Source organism: Microbispora sp. H10830 (assembly GCF_014161375.1).
In the GTDB taxonomy this organism is placed as follows: domain Bacteria; phylum Actinomycetota; class Actinomycetes; order Streptosporangiales; family Streptosporangiaceae; genus Microbispora; species Microbispora catharanthi.
Map to the genome: position 1 here is coordinate 56,587 of NZ_JABBWX010000016.1, position 21,965 is coordinate 78,551.

The following is a 21,965-nucleotide window of genomic DNA, read 5'->3' on the forward strand; positions in this document are numbered from 1 at the left end:
GCCTCTACAGGACGGCGAGCCCGACGACCACGCCCAGGGCCGGGGTGACGGCCTGGCCGGCCCCCGCCGCGCGGGCGGCTTCCGCCAGCCGGCGCGTGCCCTCGACGTCGCCGCGTGGACGCCGCGTGGCTCGGACGGCCAGGCCCGCCAGGTAGCGGCACACCTTCGCGGCCCCCACCACCGGCCGCAGGGCCGAGCTCACCCTGCCGCCGCCGTCGGACCAGGCCACGACGTCGGCCGCGAGCACCCTCTCCAGCCCGGCGAGGTCGCCGTTCTCGGCGGCCGGCAGGAAGCGTTCCACGATCCGGCGGCGGGCCTGCGCCGAGGCGTCGAACCGGCGCCGCTCGGAGGTCAGCCGGTTGAGGCAGATGTCGGTGAGGACCTTCGCCGGCCAGGCGCCGAGCGTGGCGATCGCGGCCCGGTCGGCGGCGTTCCACCGCAGGTAGGAGTCCTGCACCGCGTCCTCGGCCTCGGCGGCGGAGCCGAGCAGCCGGTAGGCGGGCCCGAAATGCCGGGCGCGGTGGCCACTGAACTCCTCCGCCGGATCGTCTGTCACATCCGCCACTTCATCGACGGCCCGATGCGGCAGGATGGAGCGGTGACGCCTTCCCCAGCGGTCGTCCGGCCGGACCGGGACCTCCTTGAGGAGATCCTGGACGAGCTGGACATCGAGCACACGATAGACACAGAGGGCGACCTGGCGATCTCCACCGCCCATCTCACGATCTTCTTCCTGTTCGGCAAGGAAGGAGACCTGTTCACCGTACGGTCCTTCTACGACAGGCAGTACTCGGTGGACGACAAGCCGATGCTGCTCACGGCGATCAACGAGTGGAACGCGGACACGATGTGGCCGAAGGTGTACGCGTTCACCCAGGACAACGGCACGATCCGGGTCGTCGGCGACTCCCAGGTCTACATCGGAGCCGGCGTGACCAGGGAACATCTGACCACGATGGTGGCCCACTGGGTCAGGTTCTCGATCAAGTTCTACCGCTGGCTCACCGACCGGCTCGCCTTCGAGACCGACTGATCAGGCCGGCGGGGTCCCCGGCAGCCCCTGCGTCCGCGGCGCATGCAGCCCGTCGAGCACGATCCGCAGGTTCCGGCCCCACTGCTCGTCCCCGGCCCGGAGTCTGAGCGTGCGCGGACCGGTCGCCACGGCCGCCAGCAGGAACGGCACGTCCTGCCAGGCCACGTCGGCCCGCATCACCCCGGCCTCCTGCGCGCGCTCCACCAGGAGCCGCAGGCCCTCCTGGATCTGGCCGAGAACCGGGTCGAGGTTCGGCCCGCAGGCGCCGCCCACGGCCTCGCGGATGCCGCAGCTCTCCGCACGCAGCCGCACGTACGCGGCGGCGAAGGTCTCGAATCCGCGCCAGGGGTCGGGGTCGGCGCCGGCGTTCGCGGCCAGGTCGGCCATTTCGGCGAGCACCTCGTCGAGGACCGCCTCCAGCAGCGCCTCGCGGGAGGACACGCGCCGATAGAAGGTCCCGATGCCCACACCGGCTCTGCGGGCGATCTCGTGCGCCGTGACCTCGACTCCGATCTCGGCCACCGCCGCCCGCGCGGCCTCCACCAGCCGCTCCATGTTGCGCCGCGCGTCGGCCCGGGGCGTCCGCCCCGGCTCCGCCGACAGCAGCACGCCGACCGCTCCGTCCCGACCGCTCATGAACGCAGCCTACCAACCGGACTCGGCGCGTCCGGTTATGCTAGGGTCGCAACCGGACGCACTGAGTCCGCTTATTGCGTGGAGGCGGAAATGAGCAGAATCCGTGTGGGCATCGTCGGCGCCAATCCCGAGCGCGGCTGGGCGGTGCGCGCGCACGTGCCGGCGCTGCGGGCGCTGCCGGACTACGAGATCACGGCCGTGGCGACCAGCCGGGAGGACAGCGCCCGGGAGGCCGCGCGCCGGTTCGGCGCCGAGCACGCGTTCACCGATCCCCGGGCCCTCGCCGCGCACCCCGAGGTGGACCTCGTCGCCGTCACGGTCAAGGTCCCCCACCATGCCCAGCTCGTCGGCGCCGCCCTGGAGGCCGGCACCCACGTGCTGTGCGAATGGCCGCTGGCGCGGACGACCGCCGAGGCGCAGGACCTGCTCGACCAGGCGCGGACGGCCGGCGTGCGGCACGCGCTCGGGCTGCAGGGCCGGTTCGCCCCCGCAGCGGCCTACGCCCGCGACCTGCTCCGGGACGGCGCGGTGGGCCGGGTCACCTCGGTGAACGTCCACTCGGCGGTCGGCAAGGGCGCGAGCGGAAGGCTGCCGTCCTGGTCGGCGTACACGGTCACCCGTGCCGGCGCGGCCGGGCTGCTCGAGGTCGTGGGCGGGCACACGCTCGACGTCGTGGAGCATCTCCTGGGCGGCGTCGCTTCCCTGTCCGCCGCCCTCTCCGTCCAGCGGGGGAAGTACGTCGTCGAGGAGAGCGGCGAGACGATCGAGGCCGACGCCCCCGACCAGCTCCTGCTCTCCGCCACCATGGCGAGCGGCGCGGTGGTCTCCCTGCACCTCCACAGCGGCAAGGTCACCGAGCCGGGCACGCGAATCGAGATCTCCGGCACGGAGGGCGACCTCTCCCTCGTGTCCACCGGCCCCGGCAGCCCGTACGGCGTGCAGATCAGTGAGCTGCGCCTCTACGGGACGGCGGGCGGCGCGTGGAAGGAGCTGCCGGTTCCCGAGGAGTACGTCCGGGTGCCCGGGGCGGCGGGCGACGCGCGCAACGTCGCCGAGCTCTACGCCGCGCTCGCCGCCGACCTCCGGACGGGCGGAGGGCGGGTGCCGGACTTCGCCCACGGCCTGCGCCTGCACGGTCTGCTCGACGCGATCCGCCGCTCCGCCGAGACCGGCACCCGTCAGACGGTCGTCCCCATCGGCGCCCCCGTCTGACCGGTCAGCCCCGGGCGAGGGCGTCGCGCAACTCGCCGGTCGTCAGGCGTACGTTGTAGGCGGGCTTGTCCCGCTGGAAGCGCCGCCCCTCCGCGAGCGGGCCCGCGTCGACCACGTCGAAGCCGAAGGAGTCGATCAGTTCGGCGACCGTCTTCTTGGCCTCGGCGTCGTCGCCGGCGATGGGCAGCGCCCGACGGCCGGCCGTACCCGCGGGCAGTCCCTGCTCGGCGAGGTGGACGTAATAGATGGAGTTGAACGCCTTGACGACGCGGGCTCCCGGCACGTGCGCGGCCAGCACCTGGCTATCGGTGGTCTCGCCCGCGTCGATCTCGGGGAAGTGACCGTCCCGCTCGAAGTAGTAGTTGTTCGTGTCGATGACGATCTTCCCGTCGAGCGGCTCGACGGGGACCTCCCGGTACCGCGCGAAGGGGATCGTGACGACCACGATGTCGCCCGCTTCCGCGGCCTCGGCCGCGGAAGCGGCGCGTGCGTCCGGGCCCAGCCGGGCCACGAGTTCGGAGAGCGTGTCCGGCCCGCGGGAGTTGCTCAGCACCACCGAGTGCCCGGCGTCGACCGCCAGCTTCGCCAGGGTGCCGCCGATCTTCCCGCTGCCGATGAATCCGATGACCATGGCTGCGGCAACACGCCCGCCGCCACGGTCATTCCCCGGGCGGGTCCTGCAGGACGACGACGGCCCGTTCCAGGAGATCCCGTAGCCGGTCGGCCTCGTCGGGCGTGAACTCCTCCACCAGCCTGCGCTCCACGGCAACGGCCGCCGCGTCGGCCTTGCGCAGCAGCGCCTGCCCGGCGCGGGTGAGCCGGGTGACGAGCACCTGGGCGTGATCGCTGGAGGGACGCCGCTCCACCAGCCCACGCGACTCCAGCGTCTTGAGCACGGTCGTCATGCTCTGCGGGGTGACCGAACAGAACCGCGCCAGCTTCGCCCCCGAGATGCCGGGCGCGAGCGACAGCGCGTACATCGCCGCATACTGCGGGACGGTCAGCCCGAACGGCCGCAGCACGCGGCTCTTCTCCACGATCAGCGCCTGTTCCGCGCGCTTGATGGCGTTGCCGGGCCGCCACGCCACCGCCTCGGCGATCCTCGCCTCCTCGGCTCCCATCACTACGCTCTCCCGGGCCGTCAGGGTTCTGACATGCGGACCCTACCACCGGTTTGACAGGCCTTCCGCTATTCATCCATCCTCTGATGTCCATCAGAGTTCTTATGGTTATCAGAGTCGATGCCTGCGGATCGTCCTGGCCCACGACGGCGGGCGCCGTCCCTCGCCGTGGTCTGCGCCGCGGTGCTGCTCGTCCCGGTGACCGCCACGGGCACCGCCGAGGCGCTCGGCGACATCGGCGCGGACCTGCGCGCCGGGCTGGACGCCACCCAGTGGGTGGTCAACGCCTTCTTCCTCACCTTCGCCGCGTTCATGGCGAGCACCGGGGCGCTGGCCGACCGGATCGGGCGGCGCAGGATGTTCGCCCTCGGCGCCGGCGTGTTCACGGCGTCGATGCTCCTGGCCGCCGCCGCCCCGGACATCGGCGTACTGATCGCGGCCAGGGCGCTCGCGGGCGCGGGCGCCGCCGCGGCCACCACCGGCGGCACCGCGCTGCTCGCGCACGCCTACCCCGCGGGCCCCGGCAGGACCAAGGCGTTCGCCTGGTTCGGCACCACGCTCGGCCTGGGACTTGCCTTCGGCCCGGTGATCGCCGGAACACTGGTCGGCGCCGTCGGATGGCGCAGCCTGTTCGCGGCGGCCGGGATCGCGCTGCTGCCGGTGCTGCCACTGAGCGCGTTGCCGGACGAGTCGCGCGCCCCCCTGGACGGCCCCATGGACTGGGGCGGGGCTGCCGCCTTCACCCTCGCGCTCACCGCCTTCACCTTCGGCGTGATCGAGGGGCCGGCTCTCGGATGGACGCACCCGGCGGTGCCGGCCGCCTTCGCCGCCTGCGCCGTCCTGTCGGCGGCCTTCGCCATGGCCGAACGGCGTCATCCCGCGCCGCTGGTGGATCTGTCGCTGCTGGCCCGGCCCCGGTTCGCGGCGATCGCGTCCATGCCGTTCCTGCTCGCCTTCGGCTTCGTCGCGCTGACGATCGTGCTGCCGCCCTACCTCATGGCCACTTCCGGTTACTCGGCCCGGCAGGCGGGTCTGACGTTGATGCTGCTGACCGGGCCGACGCTGGTGATGCCGCCCGTCACCGGCGCCCTGACCCGCCGCCTGTCGCAGCGCGTCCTGCTGGTGACCACGCTGCTGCTGGTCGGGGCCGGGACCGGTCTGCTGGCGGCGGTGCCCGCCGGATCGGGCCCGGCGCGACTCGCCGTGCCGTTGCTGCTGATCGGGACGGGTTTCGGCATGTCGCTGGCCGTGGTCGACGGGGCGGCGGTCTCCTCCGTCGAGCCCGCGCGGGCCGGCATGGCGGCAGGGCTGTTCAACACGGCCCGCATCACCGGTGAGGTCGTCGCCATCGCCGTGCTCGGCGCCATGCTGTCGGCGCTGACCCGGGCGAGCCTGACCGGCCGGTACGGCGAGGCGCGGGCGGCCCGGGCGACCTCCCGCCTGCTGCAGGGCGACCTCGCGGGCGCCGCGCCGGCGGGGGCCGGGCGGCTGGAGTTCGCCCGCCTGGCGAGCGCCGGCTACGCGGACGCCCTGCACACCGCCCTGTGGCTGCTGACCCTCCTGTCACTGGCCGGCGCGCTCGCCGTCGGTCTCCTGATGTCCGTCCGCGAACCCGCGCGGGTCACCACGTGAAAGGAACGACCATGCCTGTCGTCACCGTCGGCTCCGGCACCGTCAACTATCTCGTCACCGGAACCGGGCCCGGCCTCGTACTCGTCCACGGCACCGGCGCCACCGGCGAGACCAACTGGGCCCCGCTCATCGAGGCCGTCGCCGATCGCTTCACCGTGGTCGCCCCCGACCTGTCCGGCTCGGGCGCCACCGTCGACGGAGGCGGCCCGATCCACGTGGAGGACCTGGTCGCCCAGGTGCTCGGCGTGGCCGGGCACGCCGGCCTGGAGCGGTTCCACCTGGTCGGCCACTCGCTCGGCGCCGTCGTGGCGCTGGCGGCGGCCGGCATCCGGCCGGAGAAGGTGCTGTCGCTGACCGCGCACGCCGGATGGGCCAGGACCGACCCGTGGATGGCCTTCCAGATGGACCTGTGGATCCGCCTGGTGCGCACCGACAGGGAACTGCTCGCCCGGCTGCTCCAGGTGACCGCGATGGGCGACGCCACGCTGCGCGCCCGCTCACCGGAGGACTTCGAGCAGGCCGCCGCCGCGTTCACGGCCTCTCTCGACGGGACGGAGGAGGGGTTCGCCAGGCAGGCTCTGGCCGACATCTCCGTCGACATCACGGAACTGCTGCCACGCGTGTCCGCGCCGACGCTGATCGTCTCCAGCGCCGACGACCGGATCGTGCCGCCGCACCACCAGCGCGGGCTCCACCGGCTGATCCCGCACGCGGACCTCGTGACGGTCCCCGGCGGGCACGGCCTGCCGTTCGAGGACCCCGCCGCGTTCACCGCGGTCATCACCGACCACCTGGACCGCGTGACCGCTACGGTCTGAGGTTCCCGAAAACGATCGCACGGAGGTACGACAGTCGGATCGACGGATGCCTCCCACCCGAACCCGGGTGGGAGGCATCCGTCATGGAGAGACCACGCGCGATCGCCTGTCTCAGCTGCAGCCGCTGGTGCTGCCGCAGCCCTCGCAGACGTAGCAGCTGCCGGCCGGGCGCATCTTGGTGCCGCAGGTCATGCACAGCGGCGCGTCCGCCGTACGGCCCTGGTGGCTCTCCAGCGAGGCGCCGACCCGGCGCGGCTCCGGCACCGCCACCGGCACGACCTGCCCGGCGGACGGCCCCTCGGCGGGCTTGGCCTCGACGGGCGCGGACTGCGCCTTCTCGATGGGCGCAGACTGCGCCAGGGCGGCGGTGTCCACGTCCTGGAGCGCGGCCGGGTCCTCGCCGCGCTGCTGCGCGGCCCGCTCGGAGGCGGAGAAGATGCCCAGGGCCGCCCGGTCCTCGTACGGCAGGTAGTCGAGCGCGAGCCGCCGGAAGATGTAGTCCATCACGGACTGCGCCATCCGGACGTCGGGGTCGTCGGTCATGCCCGCCGGCTCGAAGCGCATGTTGACGAACTTCTGCACGTACGTGTCGAGCGGCACGCCGTACTGGAGGCCGATCGAGATCGCCACGGAGAAGGCGTCCATCACGCCCGCGAGCGTGCTGCCCTGCTTGGACATCTTGAGGAAGACCTCGCCCAGGCCGTCGTCCGGGTAGGACGAGGCGGTCATGTAGCCCTTGGCGCCGCCCACGGTGAAGCGGGTGGTGGTGCTCGGCCGCTGGTTCGGCATCCGCCGCCTGGTCGGCCGCGCGACCTCCACGACCTGGACGATCGGCTCCTTCTCGGCGGAGGTCTCGGCGGGGACCTCCTCGGAGGTCTTCTTCGCGACCGACAGCGGCTGGCCGACCTTGCAGTTGTCGCGGTAGACGGCCAGGGCCTTCAGGCCGAGCTTCCAGCCCTCCAGGTAGACCTGCTCGATGTCGTCCACCGTGGCCGACTCGGGCAGGTTCACGGTCTTGGAGATCGCGCCGGACAGGAACGGCTGGACGGCCGCCATCATCCGGACGTGGCCCATCGGGGCGATGGCCCGCTCGCCCATCGCGCAGTCGAACACCTCGTAGTGCTCCGGCCGCAGGCCGGGGGCGTCCACGACGTGGCCGTGCTCGGCGATGTACTCGACGATGGCCTCGACCTGCTCCTCGAGGTAGCCGAGCCGGCGCAGCGCCCGCGGGATCGTCTGGTTGACGATCTGCATCGAGCCGCCGCCGACGAGCTTCTTGAACTTCACCAGCGCCAGGTCGGGCTCGATGCCGGTGGTGTCGCAGTCCATCATCAGGCCGATGGTGCCGGTCGGGGCGAGCAGCGACGCCTGGGCGTTGCGGTAGCCGTTCTTCTCACCGAGCCTGAGGCACTCCTGCCACTGCCGGGTGGCCTCTGTGTGCAGGCTCTTGTCCATGTCGTCGAGGGTGCGCAGGTCGTCGTTGGCCGCGGCGTGCTTGCGCATGACCCGCTTGTGCGGCTCGGCGTTGCGCTGGTAGCCGTCGTACGGGCCGACGATCCCGGCGATCTCGGCCGAGCGGCGGTAGGACACGGCGGTCATCAGCGAGGTGATCCCGGCCGCGATGGCCCGGCCGCCGTCGGAGTCGTACGCGTGCCCGGTCGCCATGAGCAGCGCGCCCAGGTTGGCGTAGCCGATGCCGAGCTGGCGGTACGCCCGGGTGGTCTCGGCGATCTTCTGCGTCGGGAAGTCGGCGAAGGTGATCGAGATGTCCATCGCGGTGATGATCAGCTCGGTGACCTTCACGAAGGTCGCGACGTCGAAGGAGTCGTCGTCGCGCAGGAACTTCAGCAGGTTGATCGACGCGAGGTTGCACGAGGAGTTGTCCAGGTGGACGTACTCCGAGCAGGGGTTGCTGGCCGTGATGCGCCCGGTCTCGGGGCAGGTGTGCCAGTCGTTGATCGTGTCGTCGTACTGCAGGCCGGGGTCGGCGCACTCCCAGGCGGCCTTGGCCATCTTGCGGAACAGCGACCGCGCCTCGACCTCCTCGATGACCTCGCCGGTCAGCCGGCCCCGCAGGCCGAACTGCCCGCCGTCCTCGACGGCCCGCATGAACTCGTCGGAGACCCGCACCGAGTTGTTGGCGTTCTGGTACTGCACGGACACGATGTCCTTGCCGCCGAGGTCCATGTCGAACCCGGCGTCGCGCAGCGCACGGATCTTGTCCTCCTCGCGCGCCTTGGTCTCGATGAACTCCTCGATATCGGGGTGGTCCACGTCGAGGACGACCATCTTGGCCGCCCTGCGGGTCGCGCCGCCCGACTTGATGGTGCCGGCGGAGGCGTCGGCGCCGCGCATGAAGGAGACCGGGCCGCTGGCCGTGCCACCGCTGGACAGCAGCTCCTTGGACGAGCGGATGCGGGAGAGGTTGACCCCGGAGCCGGAGCCGCCCTTGAAGATCACACCTTCTTCCTTGTACCAGTCGAGGATCGACTCCATCGTGTCGTCCACGGCCAGGATGAAGCAGGCGCTCACCTGCTGGGGGGAGCGGGTGCCGACGTTGAACCACACCGGGGAGTTGAAGCTGAAGGTCTGGTGGATCAGCGCGTGCTTGAGCTCGTGGTCGAAGATCTCCGCGTCCTCCTCGGAGGCGAAGTAGCCGTTCTCGACGCCGGTCCTGGTGTAGACGCCCACGACCCGGTCGACGAGTTGCTTGAGGCTCGACTCGCGCTGCGGGGTGCCCACCGCCCCGCGGAAGTACTTGGTGGTGACGATGTTGGCCGCGTTGACCGACCAGAAGTCGGGGAACTCCACGCCGTGCTGCTCGAAGTTGACCGAGCCGTCCCGCCAGTTCGTCATCACGACGTCGCGCCGCTCCCAGCGGACCTCGTCGTACGGGTGGACACCCGGGGTGGTGAAGATGCGCTTCATCTTCAGGCCCTTGCGCGGGCGCTTGCCCGGCCGGCCCCCCACACCCGACACGGTGCCGCTCACGGTCTCCGTCATGACTTCCCCCTCCCAGGGCCCGATGGAGCCCCTTCTCCGACCACGCTCGTTATAACCACATCGTCGCGCCGCGCCGTCGCGCGCCGCCGCCCGCCTCGTCCCGGCCCCCCGGAAGGCGCCTACTCCTCGCCCACCGTGCTGTGGGCCGCGCGGAGCCGCTCGATCTCCGCCTCGAAGTCCGCCAGCGTCTCGAAGCTGCGGTAGACCGACGCGAAGCGCAGGTAGGCCACCTCGTCGAGGTCGCGGAGCGGGCCCAGGATGGCCAGGCCCACCTCGTGGGAGGCGATCTCGGCCGCGCCGGTGCCCCGGATGCTCTCCTCGACGCGCTGCCCGAGCTGGGCGAGGGAGTCCTCGCTGACCGGGCGTCCCTGGCAGGCCCGCCGCACGCCGGCGATGACCTTCTCCCGGGAGAACGGCTCGGTGACCCCGCTGCGCTTGCTCACCATCAGCAGTACGGTCTCCTGCGTGGTGAACCTGCGCCCGCACTCGGGGCAGGTGCGCCGACGGCGGATCGCCGCCCCGTCCTCGGCCGCACGGCTGTCCACGACCCGGGTGTCCGGGTGGCGACAGAACGGACAGTGCACTTCATCGCCTCCCTGAACGCACATCCGGAACACAAGGTGTGGTGAACTTACACAGCTGTGACTACTAGATGTTGTGGTCCAACCGTAGGAGCGCCCGACCTTGAACGCAAGTCGAACCGGCCCTGGGTGAGGAAGTGCCTGCTCGGCGCGCGTGTCGCACCTCCAGTCACGGCCGCGTCAACTGCCCCGCCCGTCGTGGAATACGCCCTTTACGCGCCTTTCCCTGCCGATTTCCGTACGGCTTCTGACCTGGGCGTACTACGACCAGAGAAGATCGGGTAAATCGAACACGGGATCGATCGAACTCCCGTACGATGAGACGGACGGCGAGATCGGCGATTTCGCTGGATATCGAACAATTGTTTGACGGTGATCTTGAATCGCGGTACGGTCGCTCTGTGCGACATGAGGAACACGGATTGAGAGGTGGCATCGTGAGTGACCGAAGTGAGCAAGCGGATGGCGTCAGCGACCTCGCGGTTCGCAGGCGCGACTCGCTTGGCCTCACCCCGAGGCAGCGGAAGATCCTCGAGGTGATCCGCGACTCGGTCCAGCAGCGCGGCTATCCGCCCTCCATGCGGGAGATCGGGGAAGCGGTCCAGCTGACCAGCACCTCCAGCGTGTCGCACCAGCTCACGGCGCTCCAGCGTAAGGGCTACCTCCGGCGTGATCCGCATCGGCCCCGGGCCCTGGAGGTCCGGCTGCCGGGCGAGCCGGTGCTGTGGGTGGACCCGGACGCCACCTCCGAGGAGGAGGCCGGATTCAACCGGCCCACCGCGGCCTACGTGCCGCTGGTCGGCCGCATCGCGGCCGGTGGTCCCATCCTCGCCGAGCAGAGCATCGAGGACGTGTTCGCGCTGCCCAAGCAGCTCGTGGGCGAGGGCACGCTGTTCCTGCTCCAGGTCTCCGGCGACTCGATGATCGAGGCCGCCATCGCCGACGGCGACTGGGTCGTGGTGCGGCAGCAGCCGGTCGCCGACAACGGCGACATCGTGGCCGCCATGATCGACGGCGAGGCCACCGTGAAGACGTTCAAGCGCAAGGACGGGCACGTGTGGCTGGTGCCGCACAACCCCAACTACGAGCCGATCCCCGGTGACGAGGCCACCGTGCTCGGCAAGGTCACGGCCGTCCTGCGCAAGCTGTAGCAGCAGCGGCTCGCCGGTTCCGGACGCCGCACAGGGACAAGCCCGGCGCTCACGAGAGCGCCGGGCTTGTGCTGTGCCGTGTTCGGTCCGCCGTCAGGAGGCGGTGCAGCTCACCGGCGAAGGAACGCCGTTGGTGCCCGACCAGCTGCCGTTGAAGCCGAAGGTGGACGAGGCCCCGGCGCCCAGCGCGCCGTTGTAGGACAGGTTCGTCACCGTGACGTTCGACCCGCTCGCGCTGAGCGTGCCGTTCCAGAGCTGGCTGATGCTCTGGCCGTTCGGGAAGGCCCACTTCACGGTCCAGGCCGAGATGGCCGAGGAACCCGCCTTCACCGTGACCTCACCCTGGAAGCCGCCGGAGTACTGGTTGACGACCTTGTACGTGGCCGTGCAGGTCTTCCCGCCCGGCGACGAGGGAGACGCGGACGGAGACGCCGACGGGGAAGCCGACGGGGAAGCCGACGGAGACGCCGACGGCGACACGCTCGGCGAGGCCGAGGGCGACACCGGCGGCGTCGGGTTACCGCCACCGGTCGGCGGGATCAGGTAGGGCGAGATGATGCTCTGCTTGGCCTGGTCGACCGTCGCCCAGTCGTCCTTCAGGATGCCGCCCGTGTCACCCGAGTTGGGGTTCCACGACCAGTAGGTGAACGACATGCCGTTCACCCCGCTGCCCATGTACTTCATGAGCTCCTGGAGCCAGATCTTGTCGGTGTTGCTGGCGAGCGTGGTGCCGAACTCACCCACCATGATCGGCGCGATGTTCTGCTTGTACAGGTAGCCGAAGTACTTGTCCCAGATGGCCGGCATGTTCGCCGGGTACGACGGGTCGTCGAACCACGCCTGGTGGTAGACCGACGTGGCGTACTCGTGGGGCGAGTAGACGAGCCGGTTGGCCACGTTCAGCCGCACCGGGTACTGGCCCGCCTTGGTGAGGTTGCCGCCCCACCAGCCGCAGTCCTCGTCGTTGCTGGTGTCGTTGTCCCAGACGTTGGACAGGCCGCCGCTCGGGCAGCTCACGCCCTCCACGAAGATCAGCCAGTTGGGCTGCACGGACAGGATGGCGTTGCCCGCACGCTCGGCCGCCAGGCGCCAGTCGCGCGACTCGTCGCCGCAGCCCCAGCAGGAGCCGGTCGCGTTCGGGTTGGTGCCGTCGGCGTGCGGCTCGTTGTGCAGGTCGGCCCCGATGACGGTGGTGTTGCCGGCGTAGTGCTGGGCCAGCGACTTCCAGTCGCTGATCCAGGTGGACTCGGGGACGCCCGAGGTGTACCACAGCGCCGTCTGGCCCGCGCTGGTCGGCCGGTGCCGGTCGAGGATGATCCGCATGCCCTTCTGGCCCGCGTAGTCCACGACCTTGTCGAGGATCTGCAGCGGGGACAGGCCGATCAGGTCGGGGTTGGAGTAGGTGTTGACGCTCGTCGCCTGCGCGCCCGGCTTCAGGGCGTCGTCCGAGAACGGCACCCGGATGGTGTTGTAGCCCAGGCTCGCCATGAGGTCGAGCTGGCTCTTCCACGGGTTGTTCGCCCACAACCCGTGGAAGGTCTTGTTGTCGGTCTCCATGCCGAACCAGTTGATGCCGGTCAGCCGGACCGTGGCGCCGGTGCTGTCGACGATCTTGTTCCCGCTGGTGTGCAGGTAGCCGGTGCCCGTGCCGGCGGCGTTCGCCGGCGACCCGGTGACGACGAGAACGGTCGCCGCCATCGCGGCGGCCGTCGCCAGCCCGCCGAGAATTCGTCTGTACAAGACGTGCCTCCCACGCGGGGCGCACGCCGACGCCGAGCCATACGGTCAGGCGCGCACCCCAGACCACCGCCGGAGCGGTGGTGGTCGCGGCATGCCCTGACCGCACGCCTACATCGATATGACTAGTTTGTGGCTCGGGCGTAATTTTGTCCGGAAGGCCAGCCGATCGTCAACGTCCCGTCACGGCACGATGCCGACGAGCTTCGGCGCCAGGATCACCGCAGCGGCGGCAACTCCGGCGGGGTGGCCGGATGCCTCTCCTGCAGCGCCGCCAGGGCCAGCTCCACCGCCCGTGCCAGCTGCGGATCCCGCCCGGCGACCAGGTCCTGCGGCGTCACGACGACCTCGACGTCCGGGTCGACGCCGTGGTTCTCGACGCCCCACCCCTCGCCTTCGAGCCAGAACGAGTACCGCGGCTGCGTGACGACGGTCCCGTCCACGAGCGAGTAGCGCGAGTCGATGCCGATCACGCCACCCCAGGTCCTCGTGCCCACGAGCGGTCCGATGCCACGGTTCTTGATCCCGGCACTGACGATGTCTCCGTCCGACCCGGCGAACTCGTCGGTGACCCCCACGATCGGCCCGCGAGGCGAGTCCTCCGGGTATCGCGCCGGCTCGTAGCCCCGGGCCAGCGACCACCCGGTCACCCGCCGCTGCAGTTTCTCCAGCACCAGCTCGGAGACATGCCCGCCGCCGTTGTCGCGGATGTCCACGATGAGCCCGTCGAAGCCCATCTCGACACGCAGATCCCGGTGGAACTGCGCCCACCCGGTGGACATCATGTCCGGCACGTGCAGGTAGCCGAGCCGCCCGCCCGACGCCTCCCGAACGAACGCCCGCCGTCCCACCACCCAGTCGTGGTACCGCAGCCGCGTCTCGTCCGCGACGGGCGTGACGACGACCCGGCGGGTCTCGCCGCCGGAACCGGGCTGGACGGTCAGCTCCACAGGCCGCCCCGCCGTACCGGACAGCAGTGCCAGCGGCCCGCGGACCGGATCGACCGGGCGCCCGCTCACGGCGACGATCGCATCGCCCTCCCGGACGGCGACGCCGGGCGCGAGCAGCGGCGAGCGGGCCTCGTGGTCGGAGGACTCCCCGGGCAGGATGCGGCTGATCCGCCACACCCCGTTCCCGTCCCGGGCGAGGTCGGCGCCGAGCAGGCCCTGGCGGCGCCGGGGATCGCGGCCGGCACCGCTCGGCCGCGCGTACGCGTGGGAGGTGGCCAGCTCGCCCTGGACCTCCCAGAGCAGGTCGATCAGCTCGGAGTAGGCGCCGATCCGCTCCACGAGGAGTGCGTAGCGGTCGAGCGTGGCCGGCCAGTCCACGCCGTTCATGTCCGCCCGCCAGAAGTGGTCGCGCATGAGCCGCCCGGCCTCGTTGTAGGCCTGCCGCCACTCGGCGACCGGGTCGACGGTCACGGCCACGCGGTCCAGGTCGATGGTGACGACCTCGTCGTCCTCCCCGGTCGCGCGGGTCTGCAGGCCGTTGCCGCCGCTGGTCACCAGGCGCGTGCCGTCGCCGCTGACCTCGAAGGCCGCGAACTCCCTGCCCAGCTCGCTGACCTTGCGCTTGACCAGGTCATAGCGTTCAAGGACCGGCTCGCCGGACTCGGTGCCGTCGCCGATCTCACCGGTGAGCGGATGGCGCAGCCACAGCAGGCCGCCCTTGGCGGCACGCAGGTTGGAGTAGGTGCCCGCGGGCACCGGCACGGGCACGATCCGCGCCGCCAGCCCGTCGGCGTCCACCTCGGTCGCACGCGGAGGGTCGGGCTTGCCGTCGTCCGTGGCAGCCTCACCGGTGTCGTCCTCCCCGCCGAAGCCGCGGCCCGCCAGTGAGGGATCGAACGGCGAGGGCGTCGTGGCCTTGAGCGGCACCAGGTAGGGCCGGCAACTGGTCGGGAAGGACAGGTCGAAGACGTGACTGTCGTAGACCGGGTTGAACGTGCGGTCCGACAGGAAGGCCAGGTACTTGCCGTCCATCGTGAAGGACGGGCTGTAGTCGTTGAAGCGTGGCGGGGTGACCTCGATCGCGGTGCTGCCGTCCACGCGGGCCAGCTTGAGGTGGCAGCGCCAGGGCTGATAGGCATGCGCCCACGCGAGCCAGGCCGAGTCCGGCGAGAACGTCAGGTGCTGCACGTCGCCGTGGGTGGTGCGGTCCACCTCGCGGATGTTCCCGGAGTCGAGATCGACCACCAGCAACCGTCCGTCGTGGGTGGCGACCGCGGCGTGTTTGCCGTCCGGCGCGGCGGCCAGGTCGAGCACCCGGCCGAGCCGACCGGCGGCCAGCATGCTGATCTCACCGCCAGGCGTGCCGATCTCCAACCCGTCCTCGCCGGAGGCGTCCGACACCCAGACGGCCCGGCCGGCGTCGTCAAGAGGCCGCGGCAGCCGTACCCGGACGCCGGGCTCGGCGCGCAGCGCGCCGGCGGGGCCGTCGCGGTGGGGCAGCCAGTGGGCGGTGCCGCGGATCTCGACCACACTGGCTCGCCCGATGCGGTCCGGCGCGAAGCCGCCGACGTCGTTCGGCGCCGGGTGCCTGGCCCTGGCCGGGCGCGGCCCGCTCAGGGTGATGTCCAGCTTGTACGGCTCGGCGTCCAGGCTCTCCAGCAGCCACAGGTCGCCGCCGAGACTGTAGACGACCCGGGAGCCGTCCGATGCGGCATGCCGCACGTAGAAGCCGCGGTGCGTGGTGTGCTGCCGCAGGTCCGAGCCGTCGGGCAGGCAGGAGTAGAGGTTGCCGTCGCCGTCGGTGTCGGCGAGGAAGGCCAGGCGCTCCCCCACCCACGTGACCGACCAGTGCTGCGCGGGGTTGTCGGCGAACAGGCGGGTGAACTCGCCGCCGCCCGTGGCGTCCACCCAGATCTTGGCCGCGGTGCCGCCCCGGTATCGCTTCCACTGCGACGGCTCGCGCCACACCGCCGAGACGGTCGCCACCCTGCGGCCGCTGACCGCGGCCTCGCTGACCCTGCCGTACGGCAGAGCCGTCGCCGGGCCGCCGTCCAGCGGAACCGCGTAGGCCCACTGCAGGGACCGTGAGCCGTGGCCCGCGGCGGTGACGGCCAGCACGTTCCCGTCCTCGGTCCAGCCGCGCACGCCCGTCATGCCGTTGCCCCAGTGCGTGAGCCGCTCGCCCTCGGCCCCGTCCAGATCGGCGGCGAACACCTCGGGATCGCCCTCGCGGGTGCTCGTCCACGCGATGCGCGTGCCGTCGGAGGAGAACCGGGGGTGGGAGACCGGCACCCGGTCGGCCGTGAACCGCCACGCCCTGCCGCCGCTCGTGGGTGCCAGCCAGACGTCGTCGTCCGCCACGAAGGTGAGGAGGTCGCCGTTCAGGTGGGGGTATCTCAGGTACGCACCATTCGCCACACCCGCACCCTATGCCGGGTGGCGGCGGCTCCGCCGTACCGGACAGGTTCGTTCACGGTACGGCGGAGCCGGGGTCACCCGCTACGGGACGATGTTGACGAGCTTCGGCGCCCGCACGATCACCTTGCGCGGCTCGCCGTCCAGGTAGGGCCGGACCTTGTCCGATGCCAGGGCCAGGGCCTGCAGGTCCGCCTCGGAGATGTCCGGGGAGACCTCCAGCCGGTCGCGGACCTTGCCCGCCACCTGCACCACGGCCGTGACCGACTCCTGGACCAGCAGCGCCGGGTCCGCCTCGGGCCAGCCGGCCTTGGCGACCGACGGCGCGTGCCCGAGCCGCTCCCAGCCCTCCTCCGCGACGTACGGCGCGACCAGCGACAGCATGATCGCCAGGGTCTCCGCGGCCTCGCGGACGGCCGGGTCGGCCGCGCCGGGCCCGGTGTCGATCGCCCGGCGGGCGGCCGTGGTCAGCTCCATCATGCGGGCCACCGCGACGTTGAACCGGTAGCTCTCGACGAGCTTGGTCACCTCGTCGATGGTCCGGTGGGTGACCTTGCGCAGCTCGACGTCGCCGCCGGAGAAGCCGATCCCCGGGGCGGACGCCGCACCGGCCTCGGCCATCACGCGGAACGCGCGGGCGAGGAACTTCTGCGACGCGGCCGGCGAGACGTCGGCCCAGTCGATGTCGTCCTCCGGCGGCCCGGCGAAGATCATCGTCAGCCGGACGGCGTCCACGCCGTACGCGTCGATCTGCTCGCCCAGGTCGACACCGTTGCCCAGCGACTTCGACATCGCCTTGCCCCGGTTGATCACCTGGCCCTGGTTGAGCAGGCGCAGGAACGGCTCGGTGAAGCCGACCAGGCCCATGTCGTGCAGGACCTTGGTGAAGAACCGCGAGTACAGCAGGTGGAGCACGGCGTGCTCGACGCCGCCGACGTACTGGTCGATCGGGCCCCACTTGCGGACCTTCTCGACGTCGAACGGCCCGCCCTCGAAGTGCGGGTCGCAGTAACGCAGGAAGTACCACGACGAGTCGACGAACGTGTCCATCGTGTCGGTGTCCCGCTGGGCGGGTCCGCCGCACTTGGGACACTCGACGTTGACCCACTCGGTGGCCGCGGCCAGCGGCGAGACGCCCTTCGGCTGCAGGGCCGCGCCGCGCAGGTCGGGCAGCGTGACCGGGAGCTGGTCGTCCGGCACCGGGACCTCGCCGCAGTCCACGCAGTGGATGATCGGGATCGGCGTGCCCCAGAACCGCTGCCGCGACAGCAGCCAGTCGCGCAGCCGGTAGTTCACCGCGGCCCTGCCGGTGCCGCGCTCCTCCAGGACCTCGATGATCTTCTGGATCCCCTCGGTCTTCGTCAGCCCGTCCAGCGGGCCGGAGTTGACCAGCGTGCCCTCGCCGGGGGTGGCGACGCCAGTCTCGCCCGGGTCGGCCAGGCCGGTATGCACGACGACCTTGACCGGCAGGCCGAACTTCCGCGCGAAGTCGAGGTCGCGCTGGTCGTGCGCGGGCACCGCCATGATCGCGCCGTGGCCGTAGTCGGACAGCACGTAGTCGGCCGCCCAGACCGGGATGCGCTCCCCGTTGACCGGGTTGATCGCGTACGTGCCCAGGAAGACGCCGGTCTTCTCCTTCTCCGTGGACAGCCGCTCGATGTCGGAGAGCTTGGCGACCTCGGCGCGGTAGGCGGCCAGCGCCTCCGCCTGCTCGGGGGCGACGATCTCCTCCGCCAGCGGGGCGTCGGCGGCCACGACGAAGAACGTCGCGCCGTACAGCGTGTCGGGGCGCGTGGTGTAGACGGTGACCGGCTCGTCGCGGCCCTCGACGCGGAACTGGACGTCGGCTCCGGTGGAGCGGCCGATCCAGTTGCGCTGCATGGTGAGGATGCGGTCGGGCCAGCCGCCCTCGATCTGCGCCATGTCGTCGAGCAGCCGGTCGGCGTAGTCAGTGATCTTGAAGTACCACTGCGTCAGCTCGCGGCGGATGACGTCGGCGCCGCAGCGCTCGCACTTGCCCGCCACGACCTGCTCGTTGGCGAGCACGGTCTGGTCCTGCGGGCACCAGTTGACCAGGCCGCCCTTGCGGTAGGCCAGGCCCCGATCGTAGAAGCGGGTGAACAGCCACTGGTTCCAGTGGAAGTACTCCGGGTCGCTGGTGTGCAGGCGCCGCGACCAGTCGAAGGAGATGGCGTACCGCTTGAACGAGTTCGCCTGGGTGTCGATGTTGGTGTACGTCCACTCGGCGGGGTGGGCGTTGCGCTTGATGGCCGCGTTCTCCGCGGGCAGCCCGAAGGAGTCCCACCCGATCGGATGCAGGACGTTGTAGCCCTTCTGGAACCAGTAACGCGCGACGACGTCGCCGATCGCGAAGACCTCGCCGTGCCCCATGTGGAGGTCGCCGGAGGGGTAGGGGAACATGTCGAGCATGTACTTGCGCGGCCTGGTGTCCGCGAGGTCCTCGACCGCCGCGAAGGGGTTCAGCTCCTCCCACCGCGGCAGCCACTTGGCCTGCAGCGCCTGCGGGTCGTACACCGGCTCGTCCACTTCCACTCCTCGCCAGGCGGCTGGAATCACTCAGATGAAGGCGCTCGCCGGGGGCAGGTCCCTGCGTCACGGTCCGAGGCAGCCGCGGTCTCCGCGCTCTCACGCTCCGAGACGGCTGCCCGCACAACAGGGCGGCGGCACGCGTGTCAAGCGTAGCGCAGACCGCAACCGGGACGCGGATCGATCTTGCGGGCTGACCTCGCGTGTCAAAGTGCGATACACGATGGTGATAGTTCCGTTGTGGGCTCTTATGTCCATTCCCCTACTGTGCTGCCGTGGCCAACTCATTCCCGCCCGCGGATTTGCCGATGCAGGACCCGCCCACCGACCCCACCGGTGAGCAGTTCCGCGAGGCATTCCGCGGTTTCGCTGCGGCAGCCCCCGGCGCGCATGAGATCATGCCAGGCACCCCTAATTCGGGCATGATCTCGGGAGGTACCGTGCCCACGGACCGCAGCGAACACCAGCGGGAGCCGGCGTGGCCGGAGATCCCGCCGGCCTGGCCCGAGGTGCCTCCGCCCTCGTCCTTCACCCCCACCGTCCGCTCCTTCGTGGAGGGGCCGCCGCAGCAGCCCGCGGACGCGACCGCGACCATGGCGGGCCCGCTTCCCGGCACGGCTCCGAGCCGGCCCGCCCCCGCGTTCGGCGGCCAGGACCGCTCCGGAAGCGCAGCGGGCTTCGGCGGCCCCGCGCCGGCCTACGGCACGCAGGGCCCCGCGGGCCCCGGTCAGGACCAGCGTCAATACCAGGGACAGGGGCAGGGGCAGGGACAGGGACAGGGGCAGGGGCAGGGGCAGGCCGGCCCGCACGGGGGCCCGTTCCCTGGCGGCCCGGACCGCTCCCGCCCCTCTTCTTCGCCGTTCACCCCTTCGGTCCGCTCGTACGCCGAGTCCGCCCCGCCCTCCTCCTCCGCGCCTCCCCCGCCCCCTCCCCAGCCGGAGGACCCGTACCGGCCGTTCGTGACGGCGGGACAGATCAGCGGACCGAAGACGCCTCCCGCGCACCGGCAGCAGGAGCTGTGGAACACGGTGTTCGGCGAGAACTACCAGGCCATCGACGAGTACGAGGAGGACGAATCCGGCCGGCCGGTCTGGCTGTACGCGCTGGTGGCCTCGGTCGTCGCCGCGCTCGTCGGGGTGCTCGTGTGGGCGTTCGCCGCCGGGCCGCTCAGCTCCGGCGACACGGCCGAGGCGGCGACGTCCGCGAAGCCCTCCTCTGTCAAGTCCGGCGCCACGACCAAGCCGCAGGCGCAGACTTCGTCACGGCTGCCTGTCTACAAGGGCACCGCCTCCCCCGTGAGCGGCGTGCTCACCGACACCGCGGGCCGGATCACGCTGCCCAAGCTCGGCGGCCCCTGGCAGGCTGACGCCGACCCGGCTCAGATCAAGGCGACGTACGGCTTCACCAGCAGGCAGTACGTGCCGGCCGGCATGACCACGAAGGGCAAGCGCGAGTTCGCCCTGGTGATGTCGGGCCCGCTGGCGCAGTCGCTGGCCGTGAAGTACACCACGCCCGACAACCTGGGCCCGGTCGTCAGCGCCGTGATGTTCCGGGCGCGGCAGACCCAGTTCCCCAAGGACAACAAGGTCACCAAGGTCGCCCAGCAGCGCCTGGCGCGCAACAACCTCACCGGCCTGGCCGCCGTCTACAAGGTGACCGCCGACGGCGGGGCCACCACGGTCGTGGTCGCGGCCGTGAACACCGGCGCCGACCTTCCCACGATCGTCTACATGGCCGTGCCCCAGCTCAAGGACGAGCTGCTCCCCGACATCAACACGGTCTTCCGGTCGATCAAGCCCCTCCGCTGACCACCGGCAGGACCGGGGTCCGACCGGTCAGAACTCGCAGGTCATGTGCTTGATGCCGTTGATGAAGCTGGACAGCAGGCGCTCCGGCTCGCCCGCCTCGATCTGGGGGACCCGCCGCAGCAGCTCGCGGAACATCGCGGTGATCTCGCGGCGGGCGAGGTGGGCGCCGAGGCAGAAGTGGGGACCCGGGCCGCCGAAGCCGACGTGTGGGTTGGGGTCGCGCAGGATGTCGAAGCGCAGCGGGTCGTCGAACACCCGCTCGTCGCGGTTGGCCGCCCAGTAATACAGCAGGACCTTCTCGCCCTTGCGGTAGAGGTTGCCGTTCATCTCGTGGTCGCGGGTGACCTTGCGGCGCATGAAGTTGACCGGCGCGGCCAGCCGGACGATCTCCTCGATCGCGCGCGGCGCCCGGCCCTCGAAGTCCTCCAGCCACAGCCGCCGCTGCTCCGGGTTGACCGTGAGCAGGCGCATGCCGTGCGAGATGGCGTTGCGGGTGGTCTCGTTGCCGGCCACGACGAGCAGGATGAAGAACGAGCCGAGCTCCTGGGCCGTCAGCCGCTCCCCGTCGATGTTGGCGTTGACCAGGGACGAGGTGAGGTCGTCGGTGGGCGTCTCCATCCGCAGCGCGGCCAGGTCCTGGACGAGCTGCTGCAGCTCCATCCCCGCGGTGAGCAGCGCGTGGGCGATGTCCTCGCGCTCGCTCACATACTCGGGGTCGGTGGCGCCGAGGACGATGTTCGAGCGGTCGAAGACGAACTGGTAGTCCTTCTCCGGGATGCCCATCATGTCGCAGATGATCTTCAAGGGCAGCCTGGCGGCCACCTCGGTGACGAAGTCGCACCCGGGGCCGGTCTCCAGCAGCTCGTCCACGATGCGCGAGGCCGCGGCGTCCACGTCGGACTCGAACTGTTTGATCATCCTCGGCGTGAAGGCGCGCGACACGATCCGCCGCAGGCGCGCGTGCCGCGGGTCGTCCATGTTGATCATCGAGCCGAAGTATTCGGCGAACTCCGCCGGCAGGTCCGGGATGTTGGTGGCCCCGCCGTCGCCCGAGCAGAAGACCTCGGGATTGCGGCTCGCCTCGAGGATGTCGGCGTGCCGGACGAGCGCGTGGTAGCCCGGCCCGGTGATGCCGCCCAGACTGAACTCGGGTTCCGGGAAGAAGGCCGGTTTGTCCAGGTCGCGCAGCAGCCGGAACGCGCGCTCCCGCTCCTCGTCCGGCCGGCCCCAGAATTCCCAGTCGTTCAGGTCGATGTCCGCCGCCGAGGTGATGGGCGCGCGCTCCGCGGGCTCCATGGTCATGGGCCGGCCCCTCCGAGGT

General features: G+C 71.2%; 16 protein-coding genes. 6 read left to right on the top strand and 10 right to left on the bottom strand.

The genetic code is table 11. The features are described from left to right. Nucleotides 1–4: 4 nt before the first annotated feature. Nucleotides 5–556 carry a sigma factor gene (locus HHX35_RS33120; protein ID WP_310739478.1) on the bottom strand — a complete coding sequence of 184 codons (552 nt, stop codon included), beginning with the start codon at nt 554–556 and terminating at the stop codon, nt 5–7. Between the two features lie 42 nt (nt 557–598). On the opposite strand from HHX35_RS33120, the gene HHX35_RS33125 reads away from it, so the two are divergent. After that, nucleotides 599–1,033 carry a YbjN domain-containing protein gene (locus tag HHX35_RS33125; RefSeq protein WP_161628047.1) on the top strand — a complete coding sequence of 145 codons (435 nt, stop codon included), beginning with the start codon at nt 599–601 and terminating at the stop codon, nt 1,031–1,033. Here the strand turns inward: HHX35_RS33125 and HHX35_RS33130 are convergent, their stop codons facing one another. Continuing rightward, on the bottom strand, nt 1,034–1,669 hold the full coding sequence (locus HHX35_RS33130) for a TetR/AcrR family transcriptional regulator (protein ID WP_182902602.1): 636 nt from the start codon (nt 1,667–1,669) through the stop codon (nt 1,034–1,036). It abuts the gene before it with no gap. A gap of 90 nt (nt 1,670–1,759) precedes the next feature. Between HHX35_RS33130 and HHX35_RS33135 the strand changes: the two genes are divergently transcribed. Beyond that, nucleotides 1,760–2,881, top strand: a complete 1,122-nt coding sequence (locus HHX35_RS33135; protein WP_182902603.1) for a Gfo/Idh/MocA family protein — start codon at nt 1,760–1,762, stop codon at nt 2,879–2,881. 4 nt (nt 2,882–2,885) lie between these two features. Here the strand turns inward: HHX35_RS33135 and HHX35_RS33140 are convergent, their stop codons facing one another. Both HHX35_RS33140 and HHX35_RS33145 read right to left on the bottom strand, forming a co-directional pair. Further along, the gene (locus tag HHX35_RS33140) at nt 2,886–3,512 is read right to left on the bottom strand and encodes an NADPH-dependent F420 reductase (RefSeq protein WP_182902604.1); all 627 of its coding nucleotides are present in this window, start codon (nt 3,510–3,512) and stop codon (nt 2,886–2,888) included. Between the two features lie 28 nt (nt 3,513–3,540). Continuing rightward, nucleotides 3,541–4,002, bottom strand: coding sequence for a MarR family winged helix-turn-helix transcriptional regulator (locus HHX35_RS33145; protein ID WP_182902605.1), 462 nt, complete (start codon nt 4,000–4,002; stop codon nt 3,541–3,543). A gap of 120 nt (nt 4,003–4,122) precedes the next feature. Here HHX35_RS33145 and HHX35_RS33150 point away from each other — a divergent pair, with 120 nt between their 5' ends. Together HHX35_RS33150 and HHX35_RS33155 are read left to right on the top strand one after the other, a co-directional pair. After that, complete coding sequence (locus tag HHX35_RS33150; RefSeq protein WP_182902606.1) at nt 4,123–5,634, top strand: MFS transporter; 1,512 nt, start codon at nt 4,123–4,125, stop codon at nt 5,632–5,634. A gap of 11 nt (nt 5,635–5,645) precedes the next feature. Continuing rightward, nucleotides 5,646–6,452 carry an alpha/beta fold hydrolase gene (locus HHX35_RS33155; protein WP_182902607.1) on the top strand — a complete coding sequence of 269 codons (807 nt, stop codon included), beginning with the start codon at nt 5,646–5,648 and terminating at the stop codon, nt 6,450–6,452. Nucleotides 6,453–6,563: 111 nt separating this feature from the next. On the opposite strand, the gene HHX35_RS33160 is transcribed toward HHX35_RS33155, so the two are convergent. Further along, nucleotides 6,564–9,455, bottom strand: a complete 2,892-nt coding sequence (locus HHX35_RS33160; RefSeq protein WP_182902608.1) for a vitamin B12-dependent ribonucleotide reductase — start codon at nt 9,453–9,455, stop codon at nt 6,564–6,566. A gap of 119 nt (nt 9,456–9,574) precedes the next feature. Next, the gene (gene nrdR / locus HHX35_RS33165) at nt 9,575–10,039 is read right to left on the bottom strand and encodes a transcriptional regulator NrdR (RefSeq protein ID WP_076434421.1); all 465 of its coding nucleotides are present in this window, start codon (nt 10,037–10,039) and stop codon (nt 9,575–9,577) included. 431 nt (nt 10,040–10,470) lie between these two features. On the opposite strand from nrdR, the gene lexA reads away from it, so the two are divergent. Then, nucleotides 10,471–11,187, top strand: coding sequence for a transcriptional repressor LexA (gene lexA / locus HHX35_RS33170; protein WP_167538760.1), 717 nt, complete (start codon nt 10,471–10,473; stop codon nt 11,185–11,187). Between the two features lie 93 nt (nt 11,188–11,280). Here lexA and HHX35_RS44000 read toward each other — a convergent pair whose 3' ends face one another. The 3 genes from HHX35_RS44000 to leuS all read right to left on the bottom strand — a co-directional run bounded on the left by HHX35_RS44000 (nt 11,281) and on the right by leuS (nt 18,836). Then, nucleotides 11,281–12,927 (bottom strand): cellulase family glycosylhydrolase, encoded by a 1,647-nt coding sequence (locus tag HHX35_RS44000; RefSeq protein WP_259405636.1) that lies wholly within the window; start codon nt 12,925–12,927, stop codon nt 11,281–11,283. A gap of 215 nt (nt 12,928–13,142) precedes the next feature. Continuing rightward, the gene (locus HHX35_RS33180) at nt 13,143–16,292 is read right to left on the bottom strand and encodes a S41 family peptidase (RefSeq protein WP_182902609.1); all 3,150 of its coding nucleotides are present in this window, start codon (nt 16,290–16,292) and stop codon (nt 13,143–13,145) included. 81 nt (nt 16,293–16,373) lie between these two features. Next, nucleotides 16,374–18,836, bottom strand: a complete 2,463-nt coding sequence (gene leuS, locus HHX35_RS33185) for a leucine--tRNA ligase (protein ID WP_182902610.1) — start codon at nt 18,834–18,836, stop codon at nt 16,374–16,376. 440 nt (nt 18,837–19,276) lie between these two features. Here leuS and HHX35_RS33190 point away from each other — a divergent pair, with 440 nt between their 5' ends. Continuing rightward, nucleotides 19,277–20,644 carry a hypothetical protein gene (locus HHX35_RS33190; protein ID WP_182902611.1) on the top strand — a complete coding sequence of 456 codons (1,368 nt, stop codon included), beginning with the start codon at nt 19,277–19,279 and terminating at the stop codon, nt 20,642–20,644. Between the two features lie 27 nt (nt 20,645–20,671). On the opposite strand, the gene HHX35_RS33195 is transcribed toward HHX35_RS33190, so the two are convergent. After that, entirely contained in the window at nt 20,672–21,946 is a 1,275-nt protein-coding gene (locus HHX35_RS33195) for a cytochrome P450 (RefSeq protein ID WP_182902612.1), read from the bottom strand. Between the last annotated feature and the right edge of the window lie 19 nt (nt 21,947–21,965).